Source organism: Streptomyces sp. NPDC088246 (genome assembly GCF_044741025.1).
In the GTDB taxonomy this organism is placed as follows: domain Bacteria; phylum Actinomycetota; class Actinomycetes; order Streptomycetales; family Streptomycetaceae; genus Streptomyces.
On the sequence record NZ_JBIURV010000046.1, the window covers coordinates 1 to 26,903 of the forward strand.

A 26,903-nucleotide genomic window follows, 5' to 3' on the forward strand; every position below is an offset into this window, starting at 1 on the left:
TCGCGCTTCCCGGGTCGCTGCCCCTTGTCTTCGAGCGCGTCTTCGACTCCTCCTACCGAGCCGGCCGCTGGTTCGGATCCGGCTGGTCAAGCACGATCGACCAGCGCCTCGAGATTGACGCGGAAGGCGTGGTGTTCAGCTGCGACGAAGGCAGCCTGCTCGCCTATCCGCATCCCGCGCCCGGCGTTCCCGTCATGCCGACGCATGGTCGGCGCTGGCCCCTGGACCGGGTGGACGACGGCTACACCGTCACCGACCCGGAAACCGGCCGGGTCCGGCACTTCGTCGACCACCCCAAGGGGGAGCTGGCGCTCCTGGCTCAGATCGACGACCGCAACGGCCGCTGGATCACCTTCGAGTACGACGAGACCGGTGCCCCGACGTCGATCGTGCACCACGGCGGCTACCACCTGAAGCTCACCACGAACGGCGGAAGGGTTACCGCCCTGCACCTGGCGGGCGCCGCACCGGACGGCACCGACCAGGAGATCCTCCGCTACGGCTACACCGGCGGCCACCTCACCGAAGTCACCAACTCCTCCGGGCGCCCGCTCCGGTTCGGCTGCGACGCACACGGCCGAATCACTTCCTGGACCGACACCAACGGCAGCCATTTCGACTACGTCTATGACAATGATGACCGCTGCATCTCCCAGTCCGGGACCAACGGTCATCTGAACTCGACGTTCACCTACAACGGCATCGACCCGCGCGCAGGCCTGTGCATCACTACGCTCACCAACCCACTCGGCCACACCAGTCGGTTCCTGATCAACGACATTTGCCAGGTCGTCGCCGAGACCGATGCTCTTGGTCAGACCACCCACTTCGAGTACGACCGCTACAACCGACTACTGTCACAAACGGATCCGCTGGGGCACACCAGCCGGTACACGTACGACGAAGCCGGCCGGTTGATCGTTGCTGTCCGCCCGGACGGCAGGCGGTCCACCGCCGAATACAACGATCTCGGCCTGCCTGTGAAGGTTACGGGTACGGACGGAACGGTCGTACGCCAGACCTACGACGAGCACGGCAATCGCACCTCGGTCATCGATGGATCACACGCGACCACCCGGTTCCTGTACGACGAGGACGGCCATCTCACCTCGGTGATCGATGCTCTTGGTCACACCACACACCTGCGCAACGACAGGGCAGGACTGCCTGTCGAGATCACCAACCCGCTTGGGGCGACTGCTGGTTGCAGGCGTGATGCGTTCGGTCGCCCTGCCGTGGTCACCGATGCGCTAGGAGCGATCACCCGTTACCAATGGACCATCGAGGGCCTGACGGCCCGGCGTACCGATCCGGATGGCAGCACGGAGAACTGGACCTACGACGGCGAAGGAAACTGCCTCTCACATACCAACGCCTTGGGGCTCGTCAGTCATTTCGAGTACACGGATTTCGACTTGCTTGTGGCGCGCACCGGCCCGGACGGAGCGCGTTACGAGTTCAGTCATGACACCAACTTGCGCCTAACTCGGGTAACAAACCCCAAGGGCTTGACCTGGGACTACACGTATGATCACAACGGTCGCCTGACTACGGAGACCGACTTTGATGGGCGCACACTCGTCTACGACCATGACGCGGCGGGGCGACTGACAGCACGTACCAATGGCCTCGGTCAAACAGTCCATTACGAGCACAATGAACTCGGGCAGCTGCTACGAAAAAGCGCGGATGGCGCAGTAACCACTTTCGAATACGACATTTTCGACCAGCTCGCACAAGCGGTCGGCCCTGATGTCGCGCTTACCCGCATGCGCGACCGGCGGGGTCTTCTGCGATCCGAGAGCGTGAACGGACGCACACTCACTTACGACCATGACGTTCTGGGCCGACGCATCTCCCGCACAACCCCCACGGGCACAAGAAGTACCTGGACCTATGACGCCGCCGGGCGCCGCAGCACACTCACCAGCTCGGGCCGGACCCTGGCCTTCACCCATGACTCAGCCGGGCAGGAGACCGCCCGGCACATCAATGAGGCAATCAGCGTCCGGCACGAGTACAACATCGTGGGCCGCCTCGTGGATGAACACGTATCCGTACGAGGCCAAGGCCTCCAGCACCGTGCTTACACCTACCGGGCGGATGGCAGCCTCGTCGGGATCCAGGACGCCCTATCCGGCAACCGCCGGTTCAGCCTGGACTCCGCAGGGCGGGTCACCCGGGTCAGCGGTGCGGGCTGGACCGAAACCTACGCCTACGACGAAGCGGGCAACCAGACCCAAGCGGACTGGCCCACCAGTCACCCCGGCCACGAAGCCACAGGGCAACGCACCTACACCGGCACCCGCATCACTCGTGCCGGTCGCGTGCGCTACGAACACGACGCTCAGGGCCGCGTCGCCCTGCGTCAGAAGACCCGCCTGTCACAGGCACCGGAAACCTGGCGATACACCTGGAACTCCGAAGACCGGCTCACGTCAGTCATCACTCCTGACGGCACCTGCTGGCGCTACGTGTACGACCCACTCGGCCGCCGCGTCGCCAAACAGCGGGTGTCGGCCGAGGGTGGGGAAGTGGTGGAGGAAACCTCGTTCACCTGGGACGGGACCACCCTGTGCGAACAGATCACCAGCGCTGAGTCGCTGCCCCACAAAGTCGCCCTCACCTGGGATCACGACGGCTTCCGGCCTCTGACACAGACGGAACGGATTCTTTCGACCGATAGTGAAGCGTTCGACGAACGCTTCTTTGCCGTCATCACTGATCTCATCGGTACTCCTACCCAACTCGTCGACGAATCGGGAACCCTGGCCTGGCACACCCGCAGCACCCTGTGGGGCACCACCACCTGGGCCACTTCCAGCACCACCTATACACCGCTCCGCTTCCCCGGTCAGTATTTCGACCCCGAAACAGGCCTGCACTACAACTACTTCCGGCATTACGACCCCACAACAGCGCGGTTCCTCACCGCCGACCCACTGGGGCTCGCACCCGCTCCCAATCCGACCACGTATGTCTCTGATCCGCGTACTTCGACGGACCCCCTAGGACTGTCGCCTTGCCCGCCGAAGGGAGAGCGGAGCAACCCGTTCAAGAAGAGGGAGGACGCAGAAAAAGCTGCATTCGAAGCCGCGGGCGTGCCCTACGGCGAGACGCCGATTGCCGAGTGGACAGTGACCGGGGACAAGAACCTGAAACACGCTCCCGGGTACACGTACTCGAAGGACGAGAGCCACTGGGGACATTTTCGGCAATTTGAAACACCTCAGGGATCTCGCGTCGTCGTGGAACATCTTTTTGATCCGGCGGGTACGCATCTTCATGCTGGGAAGCCTAAGATCGACGACACTCGCAGCTTGGTGAACTTCGGCTGGGACAACAGCAGGGTCCAGCGTTCCGATGGAAGTTTCGGGTATCCTGAAGATATGGAGCGGTACGGAAAAATAAATAAGCCCGGAGGGGATCACCACTTCTTTTACGAAGGAAACTGAGCACATCTATCATTTCAGGAAGAAGGCTCGGGGATGCCCAAAGATACGGCCCCGGATTGGCTACACATCCTGCACGCTTGCAGTTTGACAGTAATCGAGGGAGAAGTGCCCGCTTCGGCACCCTCTCCCGTAACAGCCATTCGTTTCGTGGCAGGAGTAGATGTAGAGCCGACAAATACCATTGCACAGGCGCGACCCTCCGTCCTCGGTGAGGTCGACCACCAATGGCAAATTCAGACTTCCGATCGACTCGATCCTTCAGGATCCGGTGAATTCATTATCCTGCCACCTGGAGGCGGGGGCGCCTCTATCGGCTGGGTTCGGGTGAGAGACACCAACGGAGTAAACCTCCCCTCCCGCATCGCCGCAGCAACTGGTTCACCGGAGTTCCTGAGCTTGTCAGCAGACGGAAAATACCTGTTTGCGGTTTCCGAGGAGGACGACGAGTACTGGATCGTCGTCCGCCGGCTTGCGACATGATTACACTGAGCCTCATCAACCGTTTCCGAAATTGGCATCTGAAGTAAATCGAGGAGACCCAAGAGGAGTTGTGAAGGGCGCATCCCATCCTCCGAATACGAGACCAACTACTATCTCGCCACCGCGAAACCCCAGGTCCAAACACGACCTGTAAGGTCTCTGCCGAACCCGGGGCGCTTCACATCCGGCACGGGGCTGCCAGACCAGGAAACCCTGTCAGTCCGTCTTCTCCCACGTCCCCGACTTCAGCTCCTTCAGAAACAACCCGTCAAGCACCACCCGCTGGGCCTCCCGGTCCACCACGTCCACCGTCCGGCCGTCCAGGGCGGGCGAGGCCTCGGGGTCCCCCATGGGGACGAGGAGCCACAGGCCGTGCGGGGGAGCGGCTGGGCGCCCTGCGGCGTTCTGCAACGCGACCAGCAACTCCCGTCCCCCCACCTCCCAGTAGCGGGCGACCAGCCCGGCCCGGTGAGCGAGCAGCACGGTGCGCGGGCCCGAAGCCGCCGCCAGCTCCGCGACACGGGCCACGACCCGCTTCAACGCCAGCCGCGTGTAGGAGGCGAGGCCCGCGCCGATGGTTCCCGAGGCGGCGAGCGCGGCATCCGCCTTCAGTAGCGCCTGCCAGGGCGCCCGCTGCTCCTGAGTCAGCTCCCGCAGCATCGTGAGGAGGAGCTCGTCCAGGGCGAGCGGCGTCACATCTAAGCGCTCCGCCAAGCGTTCTGCCACACCGGGGAGTTCGGGCCCCTTGACCGTGAGAGCGACGAATCCGCCCCGTCGGCGTGCCGCCTGGAGGCGGGCAGCCCGGACCCGTTGAGGATCGCGGCCGAGCGCCAGTTCGCTCTGCGCGTCCTCGATCAGCGTCCGAGTACTGGCCAGCGCGGAGACCGTCTGCTCGGTGTGCCAGGTGACGGTCTCCCGGGCGCGCGGCAGGAAACGCTTGCGCTGCTGGTCGTAGGCGAGCGGGAAGCCGGCCCGGTCCAGGGCCTCTTCCAACTCCACGTACGTGGTGTCGGCGAGCACCGCCAGCGCGGGGAAACGGGCACGGACCCGGGCCGGCAGGTCGTCGGTGCCGATCCCGGTGTCGGGCCGCACCCCTGCGGCGGCCTGCGAGATGCGCAGCGCCTGGACCAGATCCAGGCCCAGCGGGTAGAGCTCCAGTCGCGGAGAGACACCGACGCCCCGTGCCATGGCAGCAGCCAGGTCGACGAGCCGGGTGTCGGCCAGCGGGATCACGCCCTCGGGTGGATCGACCGCGCGGAGTTCCCGCAGCACCGTCACCCGGGGCCCGCAAGCGGGACGAAGAAGCCGGCTCCACGAGCATCGCCCCAGTGAGTGGGTGAGCAGACTTGCGTACCAACCACGCCTGAAACGACAAGATCCCGGTCCGACGAAATCGTCGAACCGGGATCTTGTGTGTGCGGTGGACCTGTGGGGATTTGAACCCCAGACCCCCTCGATGCGAACGAGGTGCGCTACCAGACTGCGCCACAGGCCCTTGCAACGAGTGAAACTTTAGCACCCCCACGGGGGTGCTCGGAAATCCGGTCCGTGCTGGTCAGCCGAGTCGGTGTCGCAGCGGGGCCCGAAGGGGCTCACTCGTTGGCGGCACGGGGGCGTTCCCCGTCCTCGTACTGGTCGAAGAGCGGGGTCCGGCCGCGGTCGCGGGTGCGGCGGGACTGGTTGGTGCGCTGGCGCGGCGCCGGGTCGACGGAGGGTGCCACGGGGTGCGAGGTACCCGTCTGGGTGGGCTCGGCGGTGCTGGAGCGGGCCGCGCTCCAGGTCTCCGGGTTGCCGACCTCGACGCCGCCCGTGGCGCGCGGGGCGACCGGCGCGGTGACGTACGTCGGCAGGGGGACCGGGACCGGCTCCCAGCTATCGCCCTGGACCCGGCCGCGTTCGCGCTGCTGGTCGACCCATTCCGCATGGTCCGTCTGCTCGACCAGGGCGCGGCGGCCGGCCTCCTGCGGGGAGACCGCCGGTGCGGGCTCGGGCTCGGGGCGGCGCGCTTCGGGCTCCTCGTCGGCCTCGGCGGGGGCCGCCGCGGCCGGCTGGTGCCTGCGGGGACGGCTCTCGCGCAGATGCTGCGCCGCCACTTCGGCCCGGCGCCGGTCCATGGTGAAGGCGAACCGGCGTCGCTCCTGGGCGCGCAGATGCACGATGTACGTGCTCAGCAGCACCGCCGGAACCGCGGGTGCCCAGAGGAAGCCGAGGCCACCGACCGCCGCGACGACCGCGCCGAGGGTGAAGGCGAGGAAGAGGACGACGGTGGTACGCCGACGGCGCGCGAGGACCTGGAGTCGCTGGGCACGCCGGACACGCTCGGCGTCCGTCCCGCCGGTGCGCGGGCGCGCGCGCCGCGCGGGTCCAGGTTCGGGGCGTTCCCGGTCCGGGCGCTCGGGCGTGCGCGCCGGGTCGTACACCCGGGCTTCGGTATGCGCCGGAGGCGCGGCGAAGGCCCGGACGTCCACGGAATCCATTCGGTCCGTGACGACGTCCGGGTCGGCGTCGGGCCCCGCCTCCTCGATGGTGCGCTCCCGCAGCTCCTTGGCATACCGGCGCTCCATGGCCGCCCGTCCGGACAGTAGCCGGATGGCCGTGCTGAAGCGTTCCGTCGGACGGGCTTCATTGAGCTCGTCCTGCCTGCGGAGCCACATCGGCACCAAGTAGGCGGCCCAGGCCCCGACGATGACTGCGTAGATGAGGCCGCTGCTGCTCACATCTCACACCGTAGAGGGGTTTGCGCGGGGGCATCCGCCAATTGGCCCGGTGTGTCGCACGATCCGGCTGATATCAAGGACTTTTTTTGTGATTGTTCAGATCGGCAGTGGGTGTTTGCACGTCCGTTTGCGGCCCCACGCCGATCAATATCGAACACTTATTTTATTTCCCGTGGCGTTCCGGGTCGTGCCTGGTGCCAGCGCCGGAGCAGACCGTCGGGTACTTCCTCCGCGGTGAGCGCGTAGATCAGATGGTCCCGCCAGGCCCCGTCGATGTGGAGATAGCGCGGACGCAGACCTTCCTCACGGAATCCCAGTTTCTCGACGACCCTTCTGCTGGGCCCGTTCTCCGGCCGAATGCACACCTCGATGCGGTGCAGTCCGACCCTGCCGAAGCAGTGGTCGACAGCGAGGGCGACCGCGGTCGGCATCACGCCGCGGCCCGCCACGTCCTGGTCGACCCAGTAGCCGATGTGACCCGAGCACATCGAGCCCCAGGTGATCCCGGCGACCGTCAGCTGACCGACCAGACGGCCCTCGTACTCGATGGCGAAGGGCAGCATCCGGCCCGCGGCGGCCTCGGAGCGCAGATGACGGACCATCTGGCGGTAGGTGGGGCGCTGGGCCACCGGGCCGCCCGGAGCGGGCGGCGGCACGGTCGCCTCCCAGGGGCGCAGCCATTCACGGTTGCGCCGGTTGACCTCGCGCCAGATGCGCTGGTCGCGCATCTTTACCGGACGGAGGGTGATCTCGCCGTCGTTGAGGACCACCGGCCAGGTCGGGACGTTCAGCTCGGGCTCCCGGGTCGGGGGTGATCGCCGCCGCGAAGCTGGTCGACGGCGTGCACCAGAAGACGTGCGAGGACGGCCAGGCCGTCGCGCACCCCGCCGGTGGAGCCCGGCAGGTTCACGATGAGTGTGCGGCCGGCGACGCCCGCGAGGCCGCGGGAGAGCGCGGCGGTGGGCACCTTGTCGCGGCCCTCGGCGCGGATCGCCTCGGGGATGCCGGGGATCTCGTGGTCGAGGACGCGGCGGGTGGCCTCGGGGGTGCGGTCGGTGGGCGAGATGCCCGTACCGCCGGTCGTGACGACGACGTCGTACCCGGCGGCCACCCCGTCGCGCAGCGCCTGTTCCACCGGGTCGCCGTCAGGCACGACCCGGGGGCCGTCGACGGCAAAGCCGAGCTGCGTGAGCGCCTCGGAGATCAGGGGGCCGCCCTTGTCCGAGTAGACCCCGGCGGAGGCCCGGTTCGATGCGGTGACGACGAGAGCGGCGTACGGGGCGGTCAGTGCGCCGCCGAGCGGAGGCTCGGCCTGCCGGGCGTCACCGGACTGCCCGGTTCCGGACGCCGCGTTCTCGTCCGGCCCGCCGGGGGCCACCGCGCCGGGCGCGGTCACGTGTCCGCCCCGTCCGATGCGGTGCGCCGGTACTCGCCGGACTTGCCGCCCGACTTCGACTCGACCCGTACGTCCGTGATGACTGCCGCCTTGTCGACCGCCTTGATCATGTCGATCACGGTGAGCGCGGCGACCGAGACGGCGGTCAGGGCCTCCATCTCGACGCCGGTGCGGTCGGTGGTCTTCACCGTGGCGGTGATCTCCACCGCGTCGTCGGCAACGCTCAGGCCGACCTCGACGCCGGAGACGGCGAGCGGGTGGCAGAGCGGGATCAGGTCGGGGGTGCGTTTGGCGCCCATGATCCCGGCGATACGGGCGGTGGCCAGGGCGTCGCCCTTGGGGACTCCTTCGCCGCGGAGCAGCTCGACGACGCGCGGCGAGACGAGGACCCGGCCGCTCGCGCGGGCCACCCGCGCGGTGACGTCCTTCTCCGAGACGTCGACCATACGGGCCGCGCCCGCCTCGTCGATGTGCGTCAGCCTGTTCTGCGTACTCAACTAACTCCGCCTCGCGGTAGGGCGCCGGTTGCCCGCTCGGCCCGCACCGGGGTGCGGGCCGGGGGCCCGGGGGTGTCCCCGGGAAGGCACAGCGGCAGATACCGTACCGCCACCGCCCGGGGATCAGCCGAGCAGGATCACCTCGGTGTCCGCGCCGGGCTCGGCGGAGATGACGTCCTCGGGCAGCACGATCAGCGCATCCGCCTGGGCGAGAGCAGCGATCAGATGAGATCCGGAGCCGCCGACGGGGGTGACGGTGCCGGCTTCCGCGTCGTACGTACCGCGCAGGAACTGGCGCCTGCCCGACGGCGAGGTGAGTGCCTTGTCGGTGTTCAGCTTGGCCCGGACGGTGGGGCGGTTCACGTCCTGAAGTCCCATCAGGGCACGGATCGCGGGGCGTACGAACAGCTCGAAGGAGACGTACGACGAGACGGGGTTGCCCGGGAGCGCCAGCAGCGGCGTGTGTTCGGGGCCGATCGAACCGAAGCCCTGCGGCTTGCCGGGCTGCATGGCGAGCTTGCGGAAGTCGATGCCGCTGCCGGGCTCGTCCTCGTCGCCCACCGGCGACAGGGCTTCCTTGACGACGTCGTACGCGCCGACGCTGACGCCTCCGGTGGTGACGACGATGTCGGCGCGGATCAGCTGGTCCTCGATCGTGGCGCGGAGCGTGTCGGCGTCGTCGGTGACGGCGCCGACCCGGTAGGCGATCGCGCCGGCGTCCCGGGCGGCGGCCGTGAGCGCGAAGCTGTTCGAGTCGTAGATCCGGCCGCCGGTCAGCTCCTCGCCGGGCTGCACCAGTTCGCTGCCGGTCGAGATGACGACAACGCGCGGCCGGGGCCGTACCTTCACCGTCGGGCGGCCGATCGCGGCGAGCAGCCCGATCTGCGGCGGGCCGATCACCGATCCGGCGCGCAGGGCCAGATCGCCCGGCTTGACGTCGCTGCCGCGGGCCCTGACATGGGCGCGGGCCTCGACGGGGCAGTGGACGCGGACCTCGCCGCCCGCGCCCTCGGGGGCGTCGCGGTGGGCGCGCATGGCGTCGGCGGGGCCGCCGCCCGTACCGCCGTCGGTCCACTCGACCGGAATCACGGCCTCGGCACCGGCCGGCAGCGGTGCGCCGGTCATGATGCGGGCGGCCTCGCCCGGGCCCACGCTCCGGCCGTCGGGCAGCCCGTCACTGCCCGCCGCGACATCACCGATGACGGTGAGCACCGCGGGGAACTCCTCGTCGGCGCCCTCGACATCGGCCACACGGACCGCGTATCCGTCCATCGAGCTGTTGTCGAAGGGCGGCAGGGCGATCTCCACGATGACGTCCTCGACGAGGACGCAGCCCTGGGCGTCGTGCAGTTGCAGCTCGATGGGTTCGAGCGGCCGCACCGCGCCGAGAATGTCTTCCAGGTGCTCGTCCACCGACCAGATCGTGCTGCTCAAAGTGCTACATCTCCTCGGTGACGTAACTGCGGAGCCAGGTCCGGAAGTCCGGGCCCAGGTCTTCACGTTCGCACGCGAGTCTGACAATGGCACGGAGGTAATCGCCCCGGTCACCGGTGTCATAGCGGCGCCCCTTGAAGACGACGCCGTGCACGGGTCCGCCGATCTTCTCGTCCTCGGCGAGGAGTTGAAGGGCGTCGGTGAGCTGGATCTCGCCGCCGCGGCCCGGCTCGGTCTTACGCAGTATGTCGAAGACGGCCGGGTCCAGGACATAGCGGCCGATGACGGCGAGGTTGCTGGGCGCCTCGGCCGTGTCGGGCTTCTCGACCAGGCCGGTGACGCGCACCACATCGCCCTGGGCGGTGGGCTCGACGGCCGCGCAGCCATACATGTGGATCTGCTCCGGCGCGACCTCCATCAGCGCGACGACACTGCCGCCCTCGCGCTCCTGGATCTCGACCATGCGGGCCAGCAGCGGGTCGCGCGGGTCGATCAGGTCGTCGCCGAGGAGGACCGCGAACGGCTGGTCGCCGACGTGCGGTGCGGCGCACAGCACGGCGTGGCCGAGGCCGCGCGGGTCGCCCTGCCGGACGTAGTGCATGGTGGCCAGGTCGCTCGACTCCTGGACCTTCTGGAGCCGTTCGGCATCTCCCTTGCGGGTGAGCGCGGACTCCAGTTCGTAATTGCGGTCGAAGTGGTCCTCAAGGGGGCGCTTGTTGCGGCCGGTGATCATCAGGACGTCGGAGAGGCCGGCGGCCACCGCTTCCTCGACGACGTACTGAATCGCAGGCTTGTCGACGACAGGCAGCATCTCCTTGGGAGTGGCCTTGGTAGCCGGCAGGAAGCGGGTACCGAGGCCTGCGGCCGGGATGACAGCCTTGCTGATCCTGGTGTGCGACTGAGTCATGCGCAGAACCATAACCGGTGCGTATGGGCGGAAGATGAGGCTCCGGTTAACTTTGTACGCCTATATGTGCATACAAGAGATTCAAGGTACCCAATGAACGACAATATGCCCCAAAAGGCGCTTCTCAGACGTGAACTACTGGCCGCGCGACGCCTTCTGCCTCGAGAAGACGTGGAAAACGCCGCGTTGGTTCTGTCCCGGGGCGCATTGAATCTTCCGGAGTTGTCCGGGGCCCGAACCGTCGCCGCGTACGTCTCGGTGGGGAGCGAGCCGGGCACCCGCGCCCTGCTGGACGCGCTGCGCGAGCGGGGCGTACGGGTGCTGCTGCCGGTGCTCCTCGCGGACAACGATCTGGACTGGGCGCCTTACGAAGGAGCCGGTCATCTGGTCCGGGCCGGCCGCGGGCTGCTGGAGCCGGACGGGGAGCGCCTCGGCCCCGACGCGGTCCTGGACGCCGACGCGGTCCTGCTGCCGGGCCTCGCGGTGGACGCGCGCGGCATGCGGCTCGGTCGTGGCGGCGGCAGTTACGACCGGGTGCTGGCCCGGCTCGCCGCGGCGGGCGCGCATCCGGCGCTGGTCGTCCTGCTGTACGACAACGAGGTGGTCGCGCAGGTCCCTGAGGAACCGCACGACCACCCCGTCGACGTGGTGGTGACACCGGCCGTGACCCGCCGGATGGGCCCTACGGTTTGAGGGTCAGGGTGTCGGTCGTCGACTTGGCGACGGCGTTCGTCCCGAAGGACCAGTCGAGCAGTTCACCGTTGACCCATTTGTCGGTCTGATCGGTGTAGTGCGCGCTGAACGCGTGCCCGGAAGCGCCGGTGAGGTTGATCCAGCGGGACTTGTCCCAGTCCCCCACGTTGAGGACCATCCGCATCGACGGAACCCAGACGACCTCGTAGCCGCCCGCCGCGTTCCAGCCGGAGGCGTTCACCGCGGCCTCGCCGCCGCCGATGTTCCACGGGCCGCGGTTGAGGACCCGCTGGAGCAGACCGGGGCCCTCGGTGCCGAGGGTCTGGTTCTTCAGGGTCAGCTGGTGCAGCCGGCCCCAGCTCCAGGTGGTGATGTCCTTGCCGAGCTTGGCGGTCAGCTCCCAGCGGGCGTCCTCCATGGCACGGGCGAAGAGTTCGTCCCGGTTCCCGGTCGCCTCGTCCCGGCCGCTCTTCGGCGACTTCCACCAGTCGCTGTTCTGGTCGTCCATCAGGTTGGCGACCACCTGGTACCAGCGGTCACCGCCGTCCGGCTGCGCCGTGTCCGCGTCGCGCCGTCCGCACTCGCGCACCAGCTTGCCCTGCTCGTCGACCGGGCCCGAGCTGTCGGCCCGGGGCACATTGAGGCACTCGCCCTTGACCCGCAGCTCCTTGGGCAGCTTGTCGCCGAAGGCCAGCTTCAAAATGTTGCGCCAGACCGCGTTGAAGTACGCGGCCGCGGCCGAGTCGGGCTCCTGGGTGTAGCCCCAGCCCTCCAGGAGCTTCTGTGCCTCTCGGACGCTCTTGTCCGAGATATTGATCTTCATCAGCTCGGGCACCAGCAGCTTGGCGATCTCGCTGGTGTTGTCCATCTGCATCTTCTGCATGTCTTCGGTCGAGATCTTCCCGCCGCCCTTGATCTTCGACTGGATGAGGTCGTTGATCCGCTGGCTGCGAGTGCCGTAGCCCCAGTCCTTGGTGAGCAGGTGGGGGTATTTCTCCTCGTCGATGACGGGCTGGTTGGCGGTGACGATGTAGCCCTGCTGGGGATCCTCCTCATACGGCAGCTCACGGAATGGGATGTACCCCTTCCACTGGGACCTCGGGTCCCAACCAGGTGCCGGAACCGACCCGTCGTATCCATTGGCGCGAACCGGGATCTTTCCGGGCGCCTGGTAGCCGATGTGGCCCTTGGTGTCGGCGTAGATCAGGTTCTGCGAGGGAACCTCGAAGTGCTCGGCCGCCTTACGGAAGGACGGGAAGTCCTTGGCGCGGTTGAGCTCGAAGACCGCGTCCATGGACTTGCCGGGTTCCAGCGCGGTCCACTTCAGGGCGACCGCGTAGCCGTCGGCCCGGTCCGGAGCCTCGCCGGCGACGGGGGCCTTCTGGCCGACCTTTTCCAGCTCGCTGCTGCGATCGGACACCAGCGGACCGTTGTTGGTCTCGCGGATGGTGATCTCCCGGCTCTTGCCGCCCGCGACCTTGATGGTCTCCTTGCGGACGGTGAACGGCTTGACCTTGCCGTCGTAGAGATAGCCGTCGGCGGAGACCTTCTCCAGGAAGAGGTCGGTGACGTCCGCACCGAGGTTGGTGAAGCCCCAGGCGATGTCCTGGTTGTGACCGATTATCACGCCGGGCATTCCGGCGAAGGTGTAGCCGGCGGTGTCGTACTGGCAGGTCTTCGTGATCTCGCGGCAGTGCAGCCCCATCTGGTACCAGAGCGAGGGCAGCTGGGGCGCCAGGTGCGGGTCGTTGGCGAGCAGCGGCTTGCCGGTCGTCGTGTATTTGCCGGAGACCACCCAGGAGTTGGACCCGATGCCGTTGCCGTTCGGGCCGAGCAGCGCCGGGATCTGGTCGAGGGTGTCGGAGAGCGAGGAGAGCTGGGTGTTCAGGCCCTCGGTGGCGCCCGTCATGGTGCTCGAGCCGATGCTCGTCGACGGTGTCGCGTCCGGGTCGAACTTTCCGGTGACCGAGGAGATCGCGCCCCCGCCGACGATCGGCTTGTGCTTGTCGTACGGATAGGGCGGGTAGAGGTCCTCGATCTGCTTCGCGTCGAGCCTGCTGGTCATCAGCGAGCGGTCGATCTCATCCTGCATGTTGCCGCGCAGATCCCAGGCCATCGCCTTGAGCCAGGCGACCGAGTCGACCGGGGTCCACTCGGCCGGCTTGTAGTCGTTGGTGAAGCCGAGGGCGGCGTACTCGACGGAGATGTCCTTGCCGTCGCGCCCCTTGAGGTAGGCGTTCACGCCGTCCGCGTACGCCTGGAGGTTCTTCTTGGTGTCTGCGGACAGGACGTTGTCGTACTCCTCCTGTGCGACCTTGCGCCAGCCGAGCGTGCGCAGGAAGGAGTCCGTCTCTACCTGTCCGGAGCCGAACATCTCGGAGAGCCTGCCCGCCGTCATGTGGCGGCGGACGTCCATCTCCCAGAAGCGGTCCTGCGCCTGGACGAAGCCCTGGGCGCGGAAGAGATCGGCATCGGAGTCCGCGTACAGCTGCGGGATTCCGTAGCTGTCGCGCTTGACGTCGACGTTGCCGTCGAGGCCGTCGAGCTTGATGGAACCGGTCGTCTGCGGGTACGAGGCCCGCACGGTCGATACGGACCAGAACGCGCCGTAACCGATACCCGCGACAAGCGCCAGCACCAGAACGATCACGATCAGGCGGGCACGTCGCCCCTTCTTCCTGCCGGTCTTCCCACCGGCGGAACCGGTGGTGCCGGAAGAGGCGGTTGTGTTGGCGGGCATCGCTGTCCTTCGAGGGGCAGGTGGTCCTGGGAGTGCAGGAGCAACCATAGGCGCAGCGCCCGGGCGGCTCTGACGCGGCATCGGCATGGTTCGAATTGCGCAGCGATCGTACGAACGCTCGACCGCGTCAAGAAAGCGTTAAAGATTAGGTAAGGTAATGAAGTACCGGCCGCCAACGGCCGATGCCGAGGGTCGAATTCGGCAGGCGTACGCAGGGAAGGAACGGCCACTGACTGTCCACACGCTCAACGAACTCCTGCTCGTCTGCTCACTCGTCCTGCTCGTCGCCGTGGCGGCGGTGCGCGTCTCGTCCCGCAGCGGGCTCCCCAGCCTGCTCCTGTACCTCGGCATCGGGGTCGTCATGGGGCAGGACGGCATCTTCGACGTCAAGTTCAACAATGCGGAACTGACCCAGGTGATCGGCTATGCCGCACTGGTCGTGATCCTCGCCGAGGGTGGCCTGGGCACGAAGTGGAAAGAGATCAAGCCCGCGCTGCCGGCCGCCGCGATGCTCTCGACCGTCGGCGTCGCGGTGAGCGTCGGCGTCACCGCGGCCGGGGCGCACTACCTGGTCGGCCTGGACTGGCGGCAGTCGCTGATCATCGGCGCGGTCGTCTCGTCGACGGACGCCGCCGCGGTCTTCTCCGTGCTGCGCAAGGTGCCGCTGCCCGCCCGGGTCACCGGTGTGCTGGAGGCCGAGTCCGGCTTCAACGACGCCCCCGTCGTGATCCTGGTGGTGGCCTTCTCGACCAGGGGACCGGTGGACAGCTGGTACGTACTGGTCGGCGAGATAGCACTGGAGCTCGCGATCGGTGCGGCCGTCGGTCTCGCCGTCGGCTGGCTCGGCTCCTTCGGACTGCGTCATGTGGCGCTGCCCGCGTCCGGTCTGTATCCGATCGCCGTGATGGCGATCGCGGTGTCCGCGTACGCGGCGGGCGCCCTGGCCCACGGCAGTGGCTTCCTCGCCGTCTATCTGGCCGCGATGATCCTCGGCAACGCCAAACTGCCGCACTGGCCCGCCACCCGCGGCTTCGCCGACGGACTCGGCTGGCTGGCCCAGATCGGCATGTTCGTGCTGCTCGGACTCCTGGTCACGCCGCACGATCTGTACGACGACTTCTGGCCCGCGGTCATCGTGGGACTGGTACTGACCGTGGTGGCACGTCCGCTGGAGGTCTTCATCTCGCTGGTGCCGTACCGGCTGCCCTGGCAGGAGAAGACCTTCATGTCCTGGGCGGGGCTGCGCGGCGCCGTACCCATCATCCTGGCGACGATTCCGATGGTGTCCGGAATCGAGGGATCCACCCGGGTCTTCAACATCGTCTTCGTGCTCGTCGTCGTCTACACCCTCATCCAGGGGCCGACGCTGCCCTGGATGGCGAAGGCCCTGAAGATCGCCGACGACCCGGCCGAGGCCGCCGACCTGGGCATCGAGTCGGCGCCGCTGGAGCGGCTGCGCGGCCATCTGCTGTCGGTGGCGATCCCCGGGAAGTCGAAGATGCACGGCGTGGAGGTCGGGGAGCTGCGGCTGCCCGCCGGGGCCGCGGTCACCCTGGTCGTACGGGACGAGAAGAGCTTCGTACCGGCGCCGTCGACCGTGCTGCGCCGCGGCGACGAACTGCTGGTGGTCACCACCGACCCGGTGCGCGACGCGGCGGAGGAACGGCTGCGTGCGGTCGGCGAGGGCGGCAAGCTCGCGGGCTGGCTGGGGACGAGCGGCAGCGGTGGCAAGAGCCTCGCCGGACCTCATGTGGCACATGAGGTGGCGCACGCTCTGAAGGCCGTGAAGAAGCCGGGGAAGGCCGACGGGCCGAAAGCGCACCGCTGAGAGGGCCACGGAGGCTGCACACTGCCGATCCGAGGCGGGGGCGGGGGCCTTGCGCACAATCAGAGGTGCGCAAGGACGCCCGCCTGTATCATGAAGGAAACCTGATCGGCCTCCGCAGTGGGGTCGGCCAACCCGATCGACCAACCCGAACGACCAACTCTGCCTGATGCAGAGCTGGCGCGACCGTATGGCGGTCGTGGCGTCCTCCGCCTCTGCTGAGCGCCCGGCATCTACCGCAGTTCCGCGCGAAGAGGACAGCTCTCGGCAGCACCCGCACGAGCCCGCACCACCTGTGCCGGCCCGGACCTGCGGGAGCTCGGCCACCAGGCGGCAGAAAGGCATGGACCGTGGCGTCCACGGTCTCCGACCGCTCCGGTTACGGGCAGTTGCTGCGCACCCCCGGTGCGTGGACGTTTCTCCTGCCGGGCTTCGCCGCACGGCAGCCCTTCGCGATGCTGACGATCGGCATCGTGCTACTGGTTCAGCACACCACCGGCTCTTACGGCAACGCGGGCTCCGTCGCCGCGGTGACGGGTGTCTCCATGGCCCTGTTCGCACCGCAGACCGGCAAACTCGCCGACCGTTTCGGCCAGCGCGCCGTGCTGCTGCCCGGTGTCCTGGTGCACACGGCGTCCGTATCGGCGCTGACGGCGCTGGCGTTGGCGGACGCGCCCCTGTGGGCCCTGTTCGCGGCGGCCGTGCCGACCGGTGCGTCCGTTCCGCAGATCGGGCCGATGGTACGGGCCCGCTGGGCGGCCGTACTGGGCGCGGCACCGGGCCGCAAGGCCTCACCGCTGATGTCCACCGCGGCCGCCTTCGAATCGGTGACGGACGAGTTCACCTTCGTCATCGGACCGGTACTCGCCACCGCACTGTGCACGGGAGTACACCCGGCGGCCGGTCTGATCACGGAGGCCGGACTGACCCTGGTCGGCGGACTGCTCTTCGCCGCGCAGCGCCGCACGCAGCCCGCGGTGCGCAGCACCGAGTCCGGCACCTCCCAGCGGCACGCGTCCGCCCTGTCCGTACCGGGCGTACGGGTGCTCGCAGTGGCCTTCCTGGGCATCGGCGCGGTATTCGGCGGCATGCAGGTCTCCCTGACCGCCTTCGCTGAGGAGATCGGCCGGCCCGGGGCGAACGGTCTGCTGTACGGGGTCTTCGCGGCCGGCAACATGCTGGCCGGGATCGCCTGCGGCGCCATCGCCTGGAGGAGCGGGCCGCGGCGGCGTCTGATCGTCGGATACGCGGCCCTGACCCTGACCGCGTCCGGACTGTGGGCCGTGCACTCCGTGCCCCTGCTGGCCGGACTCGGACTGCTGGTCGGACTCTCCATCGCCCCGGCCCTGATCAGCGGCTACACGCTGGTCGAGGCTCTGGTTCCGGGGTCCGCCCGGACCGAGGCGTTCACCTGGCTGACGGGCTCGGTCGCCCTCGGCCAGGCGGCCGCGGTGACGGTCGCCGGTCGGCTCGCCGACGCCCACGGCGCGAGCACCGGTTTTGTGGTGCCGCTGGTGGGGACCGTACTGGCGCTGGTCACCTTGGTGTCACTGCGTTCGAGACTGGCACCGGCCCGCGCGACCATCACGGCCGCACGCGGCGCGGTTCACCGCGATCCTGTCGCGGTCAGAGAGTGACGATTCATGCGCTCGCATCAGCGGAACACGTCAGTCTGACTCCTCCGCCACATGATGTGGCAGCTTTTCACTCAGGCCGGCGGCCCTCATGACGGCCAAGCCCTGACCGCTGCTCTCCGGGCAGGTGACAGACAGCAGGTGACAGACATTACTGCAAACAGCGGCCCGTAGCAGATACCATTGACGACTGTTAGCACTCATCGAGTGAGAGTGCCAGGAGGAAGACAAGTGCCGACCTATCAGTACCAGTGCACCGAATGTGGCGAGGGCCTTGAGGCGGTGCAGAAGTTCACCGATGACGCCCTGACCGTGTGCCCGAGCTGCGAAGGACGCCTGAAGAAGGTGTTCTCGGCGGTCGGCATTGTCTTCAAGGGTTCCGGTTTCTACCGGAACGACAGCCGTGGCTCCTCGTCGAGCAGCACGCCGGCGTCGGCCTCGGCGAAGGCGTCCGGTTCCGGTTCGTCCGATTCGTCGACGGGGTCGGGTTCGGGTTCGGGTTCGGACACGAAGTCGTCCGCTTCCTCCTCGTCCGCCGCGTCTTCTTCGTCCGCCGCGTCTTCTTCGTCGTCCTCGACGAGCGGCACGTCGGCCGCCTGAGCCGAACCGCACTTCCCCGAGGACCCCACCGATCAGTTCGGCGGGGTCCTCGGCGTTTTCCCGCGCCGCTAGTGTGACCGCATGGCGAACGCAGAGATCGGTGTCATCGGCGGCTCGGGCTTGTACTCCTTCCTGGAGGATGTCACGGAGGTGCGTGTGGACACCCCGTACGGACAGCCGAGCGACTCCCTGTTCCTCGGCGAGGTCGGCGGCCGCCGGGTCGCCTTCCTGCCCCGCCACGGACGCGGCCACCATCTACCGCCGCACCGCATCAACTACCGGGCCAACCTCTGGGCGCTGCGCTCCGTCGGTGTACGTCAGGTGCTCGGCCCGTGCGCGGTGGGCGGCCTGCGTCCGGAGTACGGGCCGGGCACCCTGCTGGTGCCCGACCAGCTGGTGGACCGCACCAAGGCCCGGACGCAGACGTACTACGACGGGGAGATCCGGGCCGATGGCGCGGAGCCGAACGTCCTGCATCTGGGCTTCGCCGATCCGTACTGCCCCGATGGGCGCAGGGCCGCGCTGGCGGCGGCTCGCGCGAAGAGCTGGGAGCCGGTGGACGGCGGGACGCTGGTGGTGGTCGAGGGGCCGCGCTTCTCGACCCGGGCCGAATCGCGCTGGCATGCGGCGATGGGCTGGTCGGTGGTCGGGATGACCGGGCACCCTGAGGCGGTCCTCGCCCGTGAACTGGGCCTCTGCTACACGACGATGACGCTGGTGACGGACCTCGACGCGGGCGCGGAGGCCGGGGAGGGCGTCTCGCACGGGGAGGTGCTGAAGGTGTTCGCGGCCAACGTGGACCGGCTGCGCGCGGTGCTCTTCGATCTGGTGGCCGCGCTGCCCGCGGAGGCGGACCGCGACTGCCCGTGCTCGCATGCGCTGGACGGGCTCGAGACGGGGATCGAGCTTCCTTAGCGGGGTGGGTGGGTGACGGTCGCGGCGTGGGTGGGTGACGGGGTTGTCCACAACGCCGGGGCCGTCCACAGGCGTCGGCGGGAAACTTGTGGACGGTGCATCGTGAGGGGTGTTCGTCCGAAACTCCTCACGGCAGGTGGTGTTGGCCATGTTCCCGTCGTACCCGTCCCCGTCGTACCCGTCCCCGTGTGTGCCCTCTGAACGATCCGCTCCGGCCATGGCTCCGGGGCCTCCGGCGTCGGCTCCCCCGCCCTGTGGTGTGCCCGCGTTCGAGCCGTTGCGGGTGCGCGGAGGTGGTGAGCACCGGCTGCGGCGGGCTCTGTGGCGGCAGCGCCGCGCGCTGGCCGCCGGGCTGGCCCTGACTGCTGCCGCGCTGGCCGCGACGGGGCTGGGCGGGAGCGGCGCGGGCGGCGATGCGGCGCATGGGGCAGGGGCGGGGGGTACGGCCGGGTCGGCACCGGAGCGGGCGCGGCAGCCGGTCCCCTTGGTGTCCGCGCCGGTCCGGATCGCGGATGCGGGGGCGGTGCGGCTGTTACGGCCGGGGGACCGCGTCGACGTGATCGCCGCCGAGGGTGCCGGAGCCGATGCCCGGGTGCTGGCGAAGGGCGCGCGGGTGGCAGATGTGCCGCAGACCTCGGCCGAGGGTCCCGCGGAGGACGGTGCGCTGATCGTGCTGTCGGTCCCCCGGGACACCGCCGCATCGCTGGCCGGTGCGGGTATCTCGGCCAGGCTGGCGGTGACCCTGTGCTGACGGGTACTGATGAGCTGTCAAGTCACCGGCCCAAGTGCTTGAGCTGTCAAGTTACCGGCCCAAGTGCTGAAGGAGATCCGCGACGCACTCGTCTCGCAGCGCGGCGGCCCGGGAGGCGGGACCCTCGGGCAGGACCCGGGCCGAGGTCACGACCCGTAGCGGGACGCGCCGCAGGAAGACCGGCAGCAGCGTCGTCGGACCACCACGGAGCGGGGGCTCAGATGTGGTGGGGCGGCTTCTCGTCGAGAAAGCGCGCCAGATCGGCGGCGCTGCCTCCGGCCGGGGCCCGCTCGCCCCACCCTCGGTCCGTATCGTCCGCGGACTGCTGGTCCAGCGGATCGTCGAAGATCAGAGCCGGTTTGGGTTTCGTCTGTTCCGGCTGGGTCGGCTTCGAATCGCGCGGGCCGGGGGCGGGGGCGGTGCTCATATCTCAAGGGTACGGCCGTGGTCAGCGATCCTTCGGGTCGAGCGCCCACAGCCCGAGGACGACGAGGAACGACAGACAGAGGAAGCCGGCACCCCACCAGGCCGTGCCGGTGTTGCCTTCCATCCACGCGTCGACGATGACGGTCAGGCCCCAGAGCTGTCCGATGACGACGGTCATCGCCAGAGCCAGCCGGGCCGTCAGTTTCGAGGAGCGTTCGGGTTCGTGGTCGGTGCCGGCACCCGGGCCGGGACCGGTGTGGCGGACCCGGGGGTCGCCGTAGCCGCTGGTGGCACGGATCTGCGGATAGCGTTCGTGGACGGGGCGGTTCAGTTCGGGGCGGGCGCTGCCCGGGCGGTACTCCGGATAGTCGGGGGACTCCTGGTCACGGGGCTGCCGGGCGTCGGTCACGGCCGCCTGCCGAGGGTCTCGGCCTCGGCGGCCCGGGGCGCCTCCGCGCCTGTGCCTCTGACCGCGGGGCAGCCGATGCGGGACGCGAGGTCCGGGCGGTCGGTGCTGAGCTGGCGGCACAGGCCGTGTTCGATGCGCCCGAGCGGGTCGCGCCGACCCCCCAGACGCTGCCGTCGGTCTGCTCGGTGAGCACCACCTTGGGCAGTGCGCGGGGCGGTGGCCCGGCGGTGACCTCGCCGGTGCGGGCGTCGAAGACGCCCTCGTGGCAGGGGCAGTACAGCTCACCCTCGGAGCCTTTGTCCTTGCGCCAGAGCACGGCACAGGCGAGATGGGTACAGATCGCGGAGTAGCCGACGAGGGTGCCGTCGTCGAGCCGGACGGCGACCGCCCGGTCCTCTTCGTCCGGGTAGCGGAAGGCGATGGACTCACCGGGAAGAAGCTGAGCGGTGATCTTCTTCGGCGCGGGTGCCTTGGCGTCGTCGGGGTCGCCGTGACGCGGCAGGATTCCGCCGGCCACGCCGAGGCTGCCGACGGCGAGTCCGCCCGAGACGGTCGCGACGATCCGCAGGTAGTCGCGCCGGGTGGTGAGGGAGTCGGCGGCGATCCGGTCGTGCAGGGCTTCACACGGATCCCCGGAGGGCGGCTGGTCGGTGGCGCTCATCGGCGGACGTCCTTCCCGTTGATCTCGACGACAGGAAGGCCGCCGGGCACCGGCCACTGGACCTTGTCGGCGGGTACGACCATGGCGACGCCGGTGCGGACCTCGCTCCGGCCGAAGACGAAGGTGTCGGCGACCTGGACGCCGGGGCGCTCGGCCTGGAGCTCCTCGACGGTCCCGTAGAACAGCGCTCCCGTCGGGCAGACGGTCGCGCACATGGGGGCGAGGCCATAGGCGGTGCGGTCGTAGCAGAGGTTGCATTTCATCTGCAGCTTCGCCTGCAGATCGATCTTCGGAACGCCGAAGGGGCAGGCGTTGACGCAGTTGGCGCAGCCGATGCAGCGGGTGGTGTCGGCCTGCTGCACCACACCGTCGGCGGTCACCAGGATCGCGTCGGCGGGGCAGACCTCGGCGCACGGAGCGACCGGGTCCTCACAGTGCATGCAGACTGTGGGAAGGGAGGCCACGGACTGGCCCTCGTCGGTGTAGTCGAGGTGGATCATCGACTTGCCGCGGTGCGAGTCGCATTCCCGGCAGGCGGAGACACAGGCCTGGCAGCCGATGCAGCGCCCCGGGTCGATGAAGATCGTTCTGCCCATCATGGGGCGATCAGCCCCTCTCCGAGGTGCCACGGCCCTGGGGGGACGTGGGCGGCAGCGGGTCGGTACGGGAGACCTGGGCCTCCGGGTAGGCGACATGGCCCGGCGCGACAGGATGTGCGGGGACCTCGTCGATCGTTTCGGCGTGCTCGATACGGCAGGCGCACACCTTGTACTCGGGGATCTTGGAGCGGGGGTCGAGGGCGTCGATGGTCAGGGCGTTGGCCGCGGTGGGGTCGGGCCAGTGGTACGGGATGAAGACGGTGTCGGGGCGGATCGCCTCGGTGACCAGGGCAGGGAAGACCTCGCTGCCGCGCCGGGTGACGACGCGGACCGGTTCGCCGTTGCGGAAGCCGTGGGAGGGGTGCAGCTCGGCCCAGGGGCGCGGGGTCTGTTCGACAAGGCCGCCCAGCCGACGGGTCTGGTTGCCGGAGAGGAAGTGGGCGACGGTGCGTCCGGTGGTCAGCGACATGGGGTGCTCGTCGTCGTACGGGTCCATCGGCGGGTGCCACTCGACGACCTGCAGATGGATCTTGCCGTCGGGGTGGTAGGTCTTCCCGTCCTCGAAGAGCCGGGGGGTGCCGGGGTGGTCGGAGGAGGGGCAGGGCCAGACGATCCCGCCGGTCTCCTCCAGCCGTTCGTAGGTGATGCCGTAGTAGTCGTTGCCGGTGCCGGCGGAGGCGGTCCGCAGTTCATCGAAGACCTCGCGGGACTCGGCGAAGGCGAATTTGTCGCCCGCACCCAGGCGCTTGGCGAGTTCGCACATCACCCAGGTGTCGGTCCGTACGCCGGGGGGCGGGTCCTGGGCCTTGTTGTGCTTGACCACCCGGGCCTCGGCATTGGCCATCACCCCTTCGTCCTCGGCCCAGGTGGTGACGGGGAAGACGACATGTGCGTCGGCAGCGGTCTCGGAAAGGAAGAAGTACGCAGCCCCAGAAGATCAGTTGGTGGGCGGCCCAGCGGGCGTAGGAGCGGGCGCCGAGGAATTTCTGGAAGCCCAGATAGGTGGCGATCATCCTGGGCAGGGCAGTGGGGGCCTGGCGGAAGTTGGCCACGGAGAAGAAGCTCCGCCACCCCTGCTTGAACAGGCGCCGGGCACCGGGCGCGGAGACCCAGACCGTGTAGCGGTAGGCGACGCCGAAGGCGAGGAAGACGGTGGCGACGGCGTACGGAAGAAGGGCGGAGTCGAAGTTCTCCAGAAGCCGGCTGCCGAACACGATCGCGAGGATCAGAAGGGCGGAGACGATGGCGCCGACCGCAGTCGCGCGGGCGGTGACGGACCGGGGCGCGGCAGCCCGGGGCCCGGTGGCCCCGGAGGGCGTCGGGGCGGCGAGCACTCCGGCGGAGACAGTGTGTGCACCGGGGCGGGCTGCGCGGCAAAGGCATCTGGAGGCTCGGTCACTCCGTCACCGTAGGGCTGTATGAGGTGGTTGGTCCCGTTTTACGGCTCGGCGGGGTGAGCCCGTTCGTCCGACCGGCTCGAAACCCGTCGGACGGCTCGCAGTGCGTCAGACGGCCCACAGTCCGTGGGACGTGAAGATCTCGCGGGCCGAGGCGGCCTGCTCGGGGGTGGGTGACGGGGTGTCGTGCAGGGTGAAGGGCTTGCCCAGCGCCTGCCACTTCGCCTCGCCGAGCTTGTGGAAGGGGAGGACATCGACACGGGAGACATTGCCGAGGGAGGCGGCGAAGGAGGCGACACCGTCGACGTTGGCCGGGTCGTCGGTCAGTCCCGGCACCAGTACGAAGCGGACGTGCACCTCTTTACCGAGGTCGGCGAGGCGGCGGGCGAAGTCCAGGGTCGGCTCCAGCGGTCGGCCGGTGACCTTGCGGTACGTGGCTCGGTCCCAGGACTTGATGTCGAGCAGGACCAGATCGACGTCGCGCAGCAGGGCGTCGGTGGCGCGGGCGCCCAGGAAGCCGGAGGTGTCCAGGGCGGTGTGCAGCCCCAGCCCGTGCTTGAAGCGGTGGAAGAGCTCACCGGCGAAGACCGGCTGCAGCAGTGGTTCGCCGCCGCTGATGGTGGCACCGCCGCCCGCAGCCCGGATGAACGTCGTGTACTTGCCCGCTTCGGCGACGAGGTCGTCCGCCGACATCCGGGTGCCGCTGCGCATCCGCAGGGTGTCGACGTTGTGGCAGTAGAGGCAAGTCAGTGGACAGCCGGCCAGGAAGGTGACGAAGCGGGTGCCGGGGCCGTCGACGCCCGTCGACAGGTCCCAGGAGTGGACCGCTCCGGAGACCGGCCGACGGGTGGCCGCACCCGCAGGAGTGACGGAGGTGCCGATGTTGTCGATGTTGTCGATGTTGTCGAGGAGTGTGGCCATGGCAGGGCCTCCTGTGCGGCCGGGGCGTTCGGTGGCCGGGTGCGACGGGTGCGGAGCGCGCGGCGCCGGGGTCCTGCGGGGGACGGGCTCCCGACGCCGCGCGGTTCAGGGGGCTCGGAACGATCGGGGAGGATCAGAGCGAGCCGTGGAAGGTGCGGTTGATGACGTCGAGCTGCTGCTCGCGGGTCAGCCGCACGAAGTTGACCGCGTATCCGGAGACCCGGATGGTCAGCTGCGGGTAGTGCTCCGGGTGCTCCATGGCGTCCTCGAGAGTCGCCTTGTCGAGCACGTTGACATTCATATGGAAGCCGCCGCTCGCCATGAATCCGTCGAGCACGCCGGCGAGGTTCCGGATCCGCTCCTCGGGGGTGCGGCCGAGTGCGTCCGGCGTGATGGTGTTGGTCAGCGAGATGCCGTCCTCGGCGTCGTCGTACGGCAGCTTGGCGACCGACAGTGCGGAGGCGATGTAGCCGTGCTCGTCGCGTCCGTTCATCGGGTTGGCACCCGGGGCGAACGGGGCGCCGGAGCGGCGGCCGTCCGGGGTATTGCCGGTCTTCCTGCCGTAGACGACGTTGGAGGTGATGGTCAGCACCGACTGGGTGTGCACCGCGCCCCGGTACGTCGGGTGCTTGCGGACCTTCTCCATGAAGTCGTGGACGATGCCGCGGGCGATGGCGTCGGCACGGTCGTCGTTGTTGCCGTACGCAGGGTAGTCGCCCTCGATCTCGTAGTCCGTCGCGAGACCCGTCTCGTCCCGGATCACCCTGACCCGGGCGTGCTTGATGGCGGAGAGCGAGTCGGCGGCGACCGACAGACCTGCGATGCCGCAGGCCATGGTGCGCAGGATCTCCTGGTCGTGGAGGGCCATCTCCAGGCGCTCGTACGCGTACTTGTCATGCATGTAGTGGATGACATTGAGCGCGTGCACATACGTCCTGGCCAGCCAGTCGAGCATCGCGTCGTACCGCTCGGCGACGGTCGCGTGGTCGAGGTACTCGTCGGTGACCGGCTCGAAGCCGCTCACCACGAGCTTGCCCGTCCTCTCGTCACGGCCGCCGTTGATCGCGTACAGCAGCGCCTTGGCGACGTTCACACGGGCGCCGAAGAACTGCATCTGCTTGCCCACCGCCATCGCGGAGACGCAACAGGCGATCGCCGTGTCGTCGCCGTACTTCGGGCGCATCAGCTCGTCCGACTCGAACTGGAGCGCCGAGGTGTCGATGGCGACCTTCGAGGCGAACTCCTTGAATCCGGCGGGCAGTCGCTGCGACCAGAAGACCGTGAGGTTCGGCTCGGGGGCCGGGCCCAGGTTGTAGAGGGTCTGCAGGGCCCGGAAGGTCGTACGGGAGACGAGCGGGCGGCCGTCCTCACCGATGCCGGCCATCGACCAGGTGACCCAGGTCGGGTCGCCGGAGTACAGCTCGTTGTACTCCGGGGTGCGCAGGAAGCGGACGATACGGAGCTTGATGACGAAGTCGTCGATGAACTCCTGTGCCCGCTCCTCCGTGATGAGTCCGCGCTCGATGTCGCGCTGGAGGTAGATGTCGAGGAAGTTGTCGATGCGGCCGATCGACATGGCCGCGCCGTTCTGCTCCTTCACGGCACCGAGGTAGCCGAAGTACAGCCACTGCACGGCCTCACGACCGGTGCGGGCGGGCCCGGAGATGTCGTGGCCGTACGACATCGCCATCGTCTTGAGCTCGTTCAGGGCCTTGATCTGCTCGGCGGTCTCCTCACGGTCCCTGATGACGTGCTCGGTCGGCCACTGCTCACCGAGGGCGGCCCTGTCGGCCTCCTTGGCGGCGATCAGCCGGTCGACGCCGTAGAGGGCGACGCGGCGGTAGTCGCCGATGATGCGGCCGCGGCCGTAGGCGTCCGGCAGTCCGGTGATGATGCCGCAGGAGCGGCAGGCCCGGATCTCGGGTGTGTACGCGTCGAAGACGCCCTCGTTGTGGGTCTTGCGGAGACGGGTGTAGATCTCCCTGACCTCGGGGTCGGCCTCGTAGCCGTACGCGCTCAGAGCACCCTCGACCATCCGCCAGCCCCCGTTCGGCATGATGGCGCGCTTGAGCGGGGCATCGGTCTGGAGCCCGACGATCAGCTCGCGGTCGGCGTCGATGCAACCCGGCTCGAAGGCATCGATCCGGGACGGAGTCTTCGCGTCCACGTCGTGGATGCCGCGGGCGATCTCGTCCGGGAACATCGAAAGGAGCTTCTCCCAGACCGCGGTGGTCCGGGCAGTGGGGCCGGCGAGGAAGGAGCTGTCGCCCTCGTACGGGGTGTAGTTCTGCTGGACGAAGTCACGGACGTCGATCGCGTCGCGCCACAGCCCGCCCCTGAAGCCGTCCCAGGCCCCATTGTCCGTCGTCGCCTCTGCCGCAGTCGCCGTCATGGCCCGCACCTTCCGAGATCGTCCGTGCGCCTCATTGCCGCTGCGTCCATTGCA

Annotated in this window: 21 protein-coding genes, 1 tRNA gene and 3 pseudogenes; 8 read left to right on the plus strand and 17 right to left on the minus strand. The window is 68.7% G+C overall.

Features of this window, described 5'->3' with window-relative positions; translation table 11 throughout:
• On the plus strand, positions 1 to 3,455 hold a 3,455-nt coding region (locus ACIPEK_RS37305; RefSeq protein ID WP_402005717.1), incomplete at its 5' end, for an RHS repeat-associated core domain-containing protein.
• A gap of 33 nt (positions 3,456 to 3,488) precedes the next feature.
• Positions 3,489 to 3,935 carry a hypothetical protein gene (locus ACIPEK_RS37310; RefSeq protein WP_402005720.1) on the plus strand — a complete coding sequence of 149 codons (447 nt, stop codon included), beginning with the start codon at positions 3,489 to 3,491 and terminating at the stop codon, positions 3,933 to 3,935.
• Positions 3,936 to 4,151: 216 nt separating this feature from the next.
• On the opposite strand, the gene ACIPEK_RS37315 is transcribed toward ACIPEK_RS37310, so the two are convergent.
• The 8 genes from ACIPEK_RS37315 to galU form a co-directional block, all read right to left on the minus strand.
• Entirely contained in the window at positions 4,152 to 5,213 is a 1,062-nt protein-coding gene (locus ACIPEK_RS37315; RefSeq protein WP_402005723.1) for a hypothetical protein, read from the minus strand.
• A 143-nt stretch (positions 5,214 to 5,356) separates the two neighbouring features.
• Positions 5,357 to 5,430, minus strand: a tRNA-Ala gene (locus ACIPEK_RS37320).
• A gap of 97 nt (positions 5,431 to 5,527) precedes the next feature.
• Positions 5,528 to 6,652: a gephyrin-like molybdotransferase receptor GlpR gene (glpR, locus tag ACIPEK_RS37325; RefSeq protein ID WP_402005726.1), complete on the minus strand. Its 1,125-nt coding sequence runs from the start codon at positions 6,650 to 6,652 to the stop codon at positions 5,528 to 5,530.
• A gap of 158 nt (positions 6,653 to 6,810) precedes the next feature.
• Complete coding sequence (locus tag ACIPEK_RS37330; protein ID WP_402005729.1) at positions 6,811 to 7,422, minus strand: GNAT family N-acetyltransferase; 612 nt, start codon at positions 7,420 to 7,422, stop codon at positions 6,811 to 6,813.
• A gap of 17 nt (positions 7,423 to 7,439) precedes the next feature.
• The gene (locus tag ACIPEK_RS37335; RefSeq protein ID WP_402005798.1) at positions 7,440 to 7,940 is read right to left on the minus strand and encodes a molybdenum cofactor biosynthesis protein B; all 501 of its coding nucleotides are present in this window, start codon (positions 7,938 to 7,940) and stop codon (positions 7,440 to 7,442) included.
• Positions 7,941 to 8,044: 104 nt separating this feature from the next.
• Positions 8,045 to 8,545 carry a cyclic pyranopterin monophosphate synthase MoaC gene (gene moaC / locus ACIPEK_RS37340; RefSeq protein WP_383068435.1) on the minus strand — a complete coding sequence of 167 codons (501 nt, stop codon included), beginning with the start codon at positions 8,543 to 8,545 and terminating at the stop codon, positions 8,045 to 8,047.
• 123 nt (positions 8,546 to 8,668) lie between these two features.
• A complete protein-coding gene (gene glp / locus ACIPEK_RS37345; protein ID WP_402005732.1) occupies positions 8,669 to 9,979 on the minus strand; it encodes a gephyrin-like molybdotransferase Glp in 1,311 nt (436 codons plus the stop codon).
• A gap of 4 nt (positions 9,980 to 9,983) precedes the next feature.
• Positions 9,984 to 10,886: a UTP--glucose-1-phosphate uridylyltransferase GalU gene (gene galU / locus ACIPEK_RS37350; RefSeq protein WP_402005735.1), complete on the minus strand. Its 903-nt coding sequence runs from the start codon at positions 10,884 to 10,886 to the stop codon at positions 9,984 to 9,986.
• A gap of 93 nt (positions 10,887 to 10,979) precedes the next feature.
• On the opposite strand from galU, the gene ACIPEK_RS37355 reads away from it, so the two are divergent.
• Complete coding sequence (locus ACIPEK_RS37355; RefSeq protein ID WP_402005738.1) at positions 10,980 to 11,579, plus strand: 5-formyltetrahydrofolate cyclo-ligase; 600 nt, start codon at positions 10,980 to 10,982, stop codon at positions 11,577 to 11,579.
• Here the strand turns inward: ACIPEK_RS37355 and ACIPEK_RS37360 are convergent.
• On the minus strand, positions 11,569 to 14,319 hold the full coding sequence (locus tag ACIPEK_RS37360; RefSeq protein WP_402005741.1) for a penicillin acylase family protein: 2,751 nt from the start codon (positions 14,317 to 14,319) through the stop codon (positions 11,569 to 11,571). The genes ACIPEK_RS37355 and ACIPEK_RS37360 overlap by 11 nt on opposite strands.
• A gap of 289 nt (positions 14,320 to 14,608) precedes the next feature.
• Between ACIPEK_RS37360 and ACIPEK_RS37365 the strand changes: the two genes are divergently transcribed.
• The 5 genes from ACIPEK_RS37365 to ACIPEK_RS37385 all read left to right on the plus strand — a co-directional run bounded on the left by ACIPEK_RS37365 (position 14,609) and on the right by ACIPEK_RS37385 (position 20,044).
• Entirely contained in the window at positions 14,609 to 16,147 is a 1,539-nt protein-coding gene (locus tag ACIPEK_RS37365; RefSeq protein ID WP_402005801.1) for a potassium/proton antiporter, read from the plus strand.
• A gap of 347 nt (positions 16,148 to 16,494) precedes the next feature.
• Complete coding sequence (locus ACIPEK_RS37370) at positions 16,495 to 17,781, plus strand: MFS transporter (protein ID WP_402005744.1); 1,287 nt, start codon at positions 16,495 to 16,497, stop codon at positions 17,779 to 17,781.
• Positions 17,782 to 18,009: 228 nt separating this feature from the next.
• Entirely contained in the window at positions 18,010 to 18,378 is a 369-nt protein-coding gene (locus ACIPEK_RS37375; protein WP_402005747.1) for an FmdB family zinc ribbon protein, read from the plus strand.
• Positions 18,379 to 18,459: 81 nt separating this feature from the next.
• Positions 18,460 to 19,293 (plus strand): S-methyl-5'-thioadenosine phosphorylase, encoded by an 834-nt coding sequence (locus tag ACIPEK_RS37380; protein ID WP_383068450.1) that lies wholly within the window; start codon positions 18,460 to 18,462, stop codon positions 19,291 to 19,293.
• Positions 19,294 to 19,552: 259 nt separating this feature from the next.
• Positions 19,553 to 20,044 carry a hypothetical protein gene (locus ACIPEK_RS37385; protein WP_402005750.1) on the plus strand — a complete coding sequence of 164 codons (492 nt, stop codon included), beginning with the start codon at positions 19,553 to 19,555 and terminating at the stop codon, positions 20,042 to 20,044.
• A gap of 217 nt (positions 20,045 to 20,261) precedes the next feature.
• Here ACIPEK_RS37385 and ACIPEK_RS37390 read toward each other — a convergent pair whose 3' ends face one another.
• The 8 genes and pseudogenes from ACIPEK_RS37390 to pflB form a co-directional block, all read right to left on the minus strand.
• Positions 20,262 to 20,471: a hypothetical protein gene (locus ACIPEK_RS37390; protein WP_266360861.1), complete on the minus strand. Its 210-nt coding sequence runs from the start codon at positions 20,469 to 20,471 to the stop codon at positions 20,262 to 20,264.
• 21 nt (positions 20,472 to 20,492) lie between these two features.
• Positions 20,493 to 20,879, minus strand: a complete 387-nt coding sequence (locus tag ACIPEK_RS37395; RefSeq protein WP_402005753.1) for a hypothetical protein — start codon at positions 20,877 to 20,879, stop codon at positions 20,493 to 20,495.
• Positions 20,876 to 21,540: pseudogene (locus ACIPEK_RS37400) on the minus strand (ubiquinol-cytochrome c reductase iron-sulfur subunit). The gene ACIPEK_RS37395 and the pseudogene ACIPEK_RS37400 overlap by 4 nt, the downstream one beginning before the upstream one ends.
• Entirely contained in the window at positions 21,537 to 22,139 is a 603-nt protein-coding gene (locus ACIPEK_RS37405) for a 4Fe-4S dicluster domain-containing protein (protein WP_114245025.1), read from the minus strand. Before ACIPEK_RS37405 ends, ACIPEK_RS37400 begins: the two are co-directional and overlap by 4 nt.
• A 7-nt stretch (positions 22,140 to 22,146) precedes the next feature.
• A pseudogene (locus ACIPEK_RS37410) lies at positions 22,147 to 23,058 on the minus strand (molybdopterin oxidoreductase family protein); the annotation flags it as partial.
• A pseudogene (locus tag ACIPEK_RS37415) lies at positions 23,057 to 23,538 on the minus strand (MFS transporter); the annotation flags it as partial. The pseudogenes ACIPEK_RS37410 and ACIPEK_RS37415, both read right to left, overlap by 2 nt.
• Positions 23,539 to 23,644: 106 nt before the next feature.
• Positions 23,645 to 24,457, minus strand: coding sequence for a pyruvate formate-lyase-activating protein (gene pflA / locus ACIPEK_RS37420; protein ID WP_402005756.1), 813 nt, complete (start codon positions 24,455 to 24,457; stop codon positions 23,645 to 23,647).
• Between the two features lie 133 nt (positions 24,458 to 24,590).
• A complete protein-coding gene (pflB, locus tag ACIPEK_RS37425; RefSeq protein WP_402005759.1) occupies positions 24,591 to 26,849 on the minus strand; it encodes a formate C-acetyltransferase in 2,259 nt (752 codons plus the stop codon).
• Between the last annotated feature and the right edge of the window lie 54 nt (positions 26,850 to 26,903).

Coding starts and splice junctions, on each gene's coding strand:
- ACIPEK_RS37310 (WP_402005720.1), top strand. CDS start 3,489: ATGCCCAAAGATACGGCCCCGGATTGGCTACACATCCTGCACGCTTGC.
- galU (WP_402005735.1), bottom strand. CDS start 10,886: ATGACTCAGTCGCACACCAGGATCAGCAAGGCTGTCATCCCGGCCGCA.
- ACIPEK_RS37355 (WP_402005738.1), top strand. CDS start 10,980: ATGAACGACAATATGCCCCAAAAGGCGCTTCTCAGACGTGAACTACTG.
- ACIPEK_RS37360 (WP_402005741.1), bottom strand. CDS start 14,319: ATGCCCGCCAACACAACCGCCTCTTCCGGCACCACCGGTTCCGCCGGT.
- ACIPEK_RS37380 (WP_383068450.1), top strand. CDS start 18,460: ATGGCGAACGCAGAGATCGGTGTCATCGGCGGCTCGGGCTTGTACTCC.
- ACIPEK_RS37390 (WP_266360861.1), bottom strand. CDS start 20,471: ATGAGCACCGCCCCCGCCCCCGGCCCGCGCGATTCGAAGCCGACCCAG.
- ACIPEK_RS37405 (WP_114245025.1), bottom strand. CDS start 22,139: ATGATGGGCAGAACGATCTTCATCGACCCGGGGCGCTGCATCGGCTGC.
- pflA (WP_402005756.1), bottom strand. CDS start 24,457: ATGGCCACACTCCTCGACAACATCGACAACATCGACAACATCGGCACC.
- pflB (WP_402005759.1), bottom strand. CDS start 26,849: ATGACGGCGACTGCGGCAGAGGCGACGACGGACAATGGGGCCTGGGAC.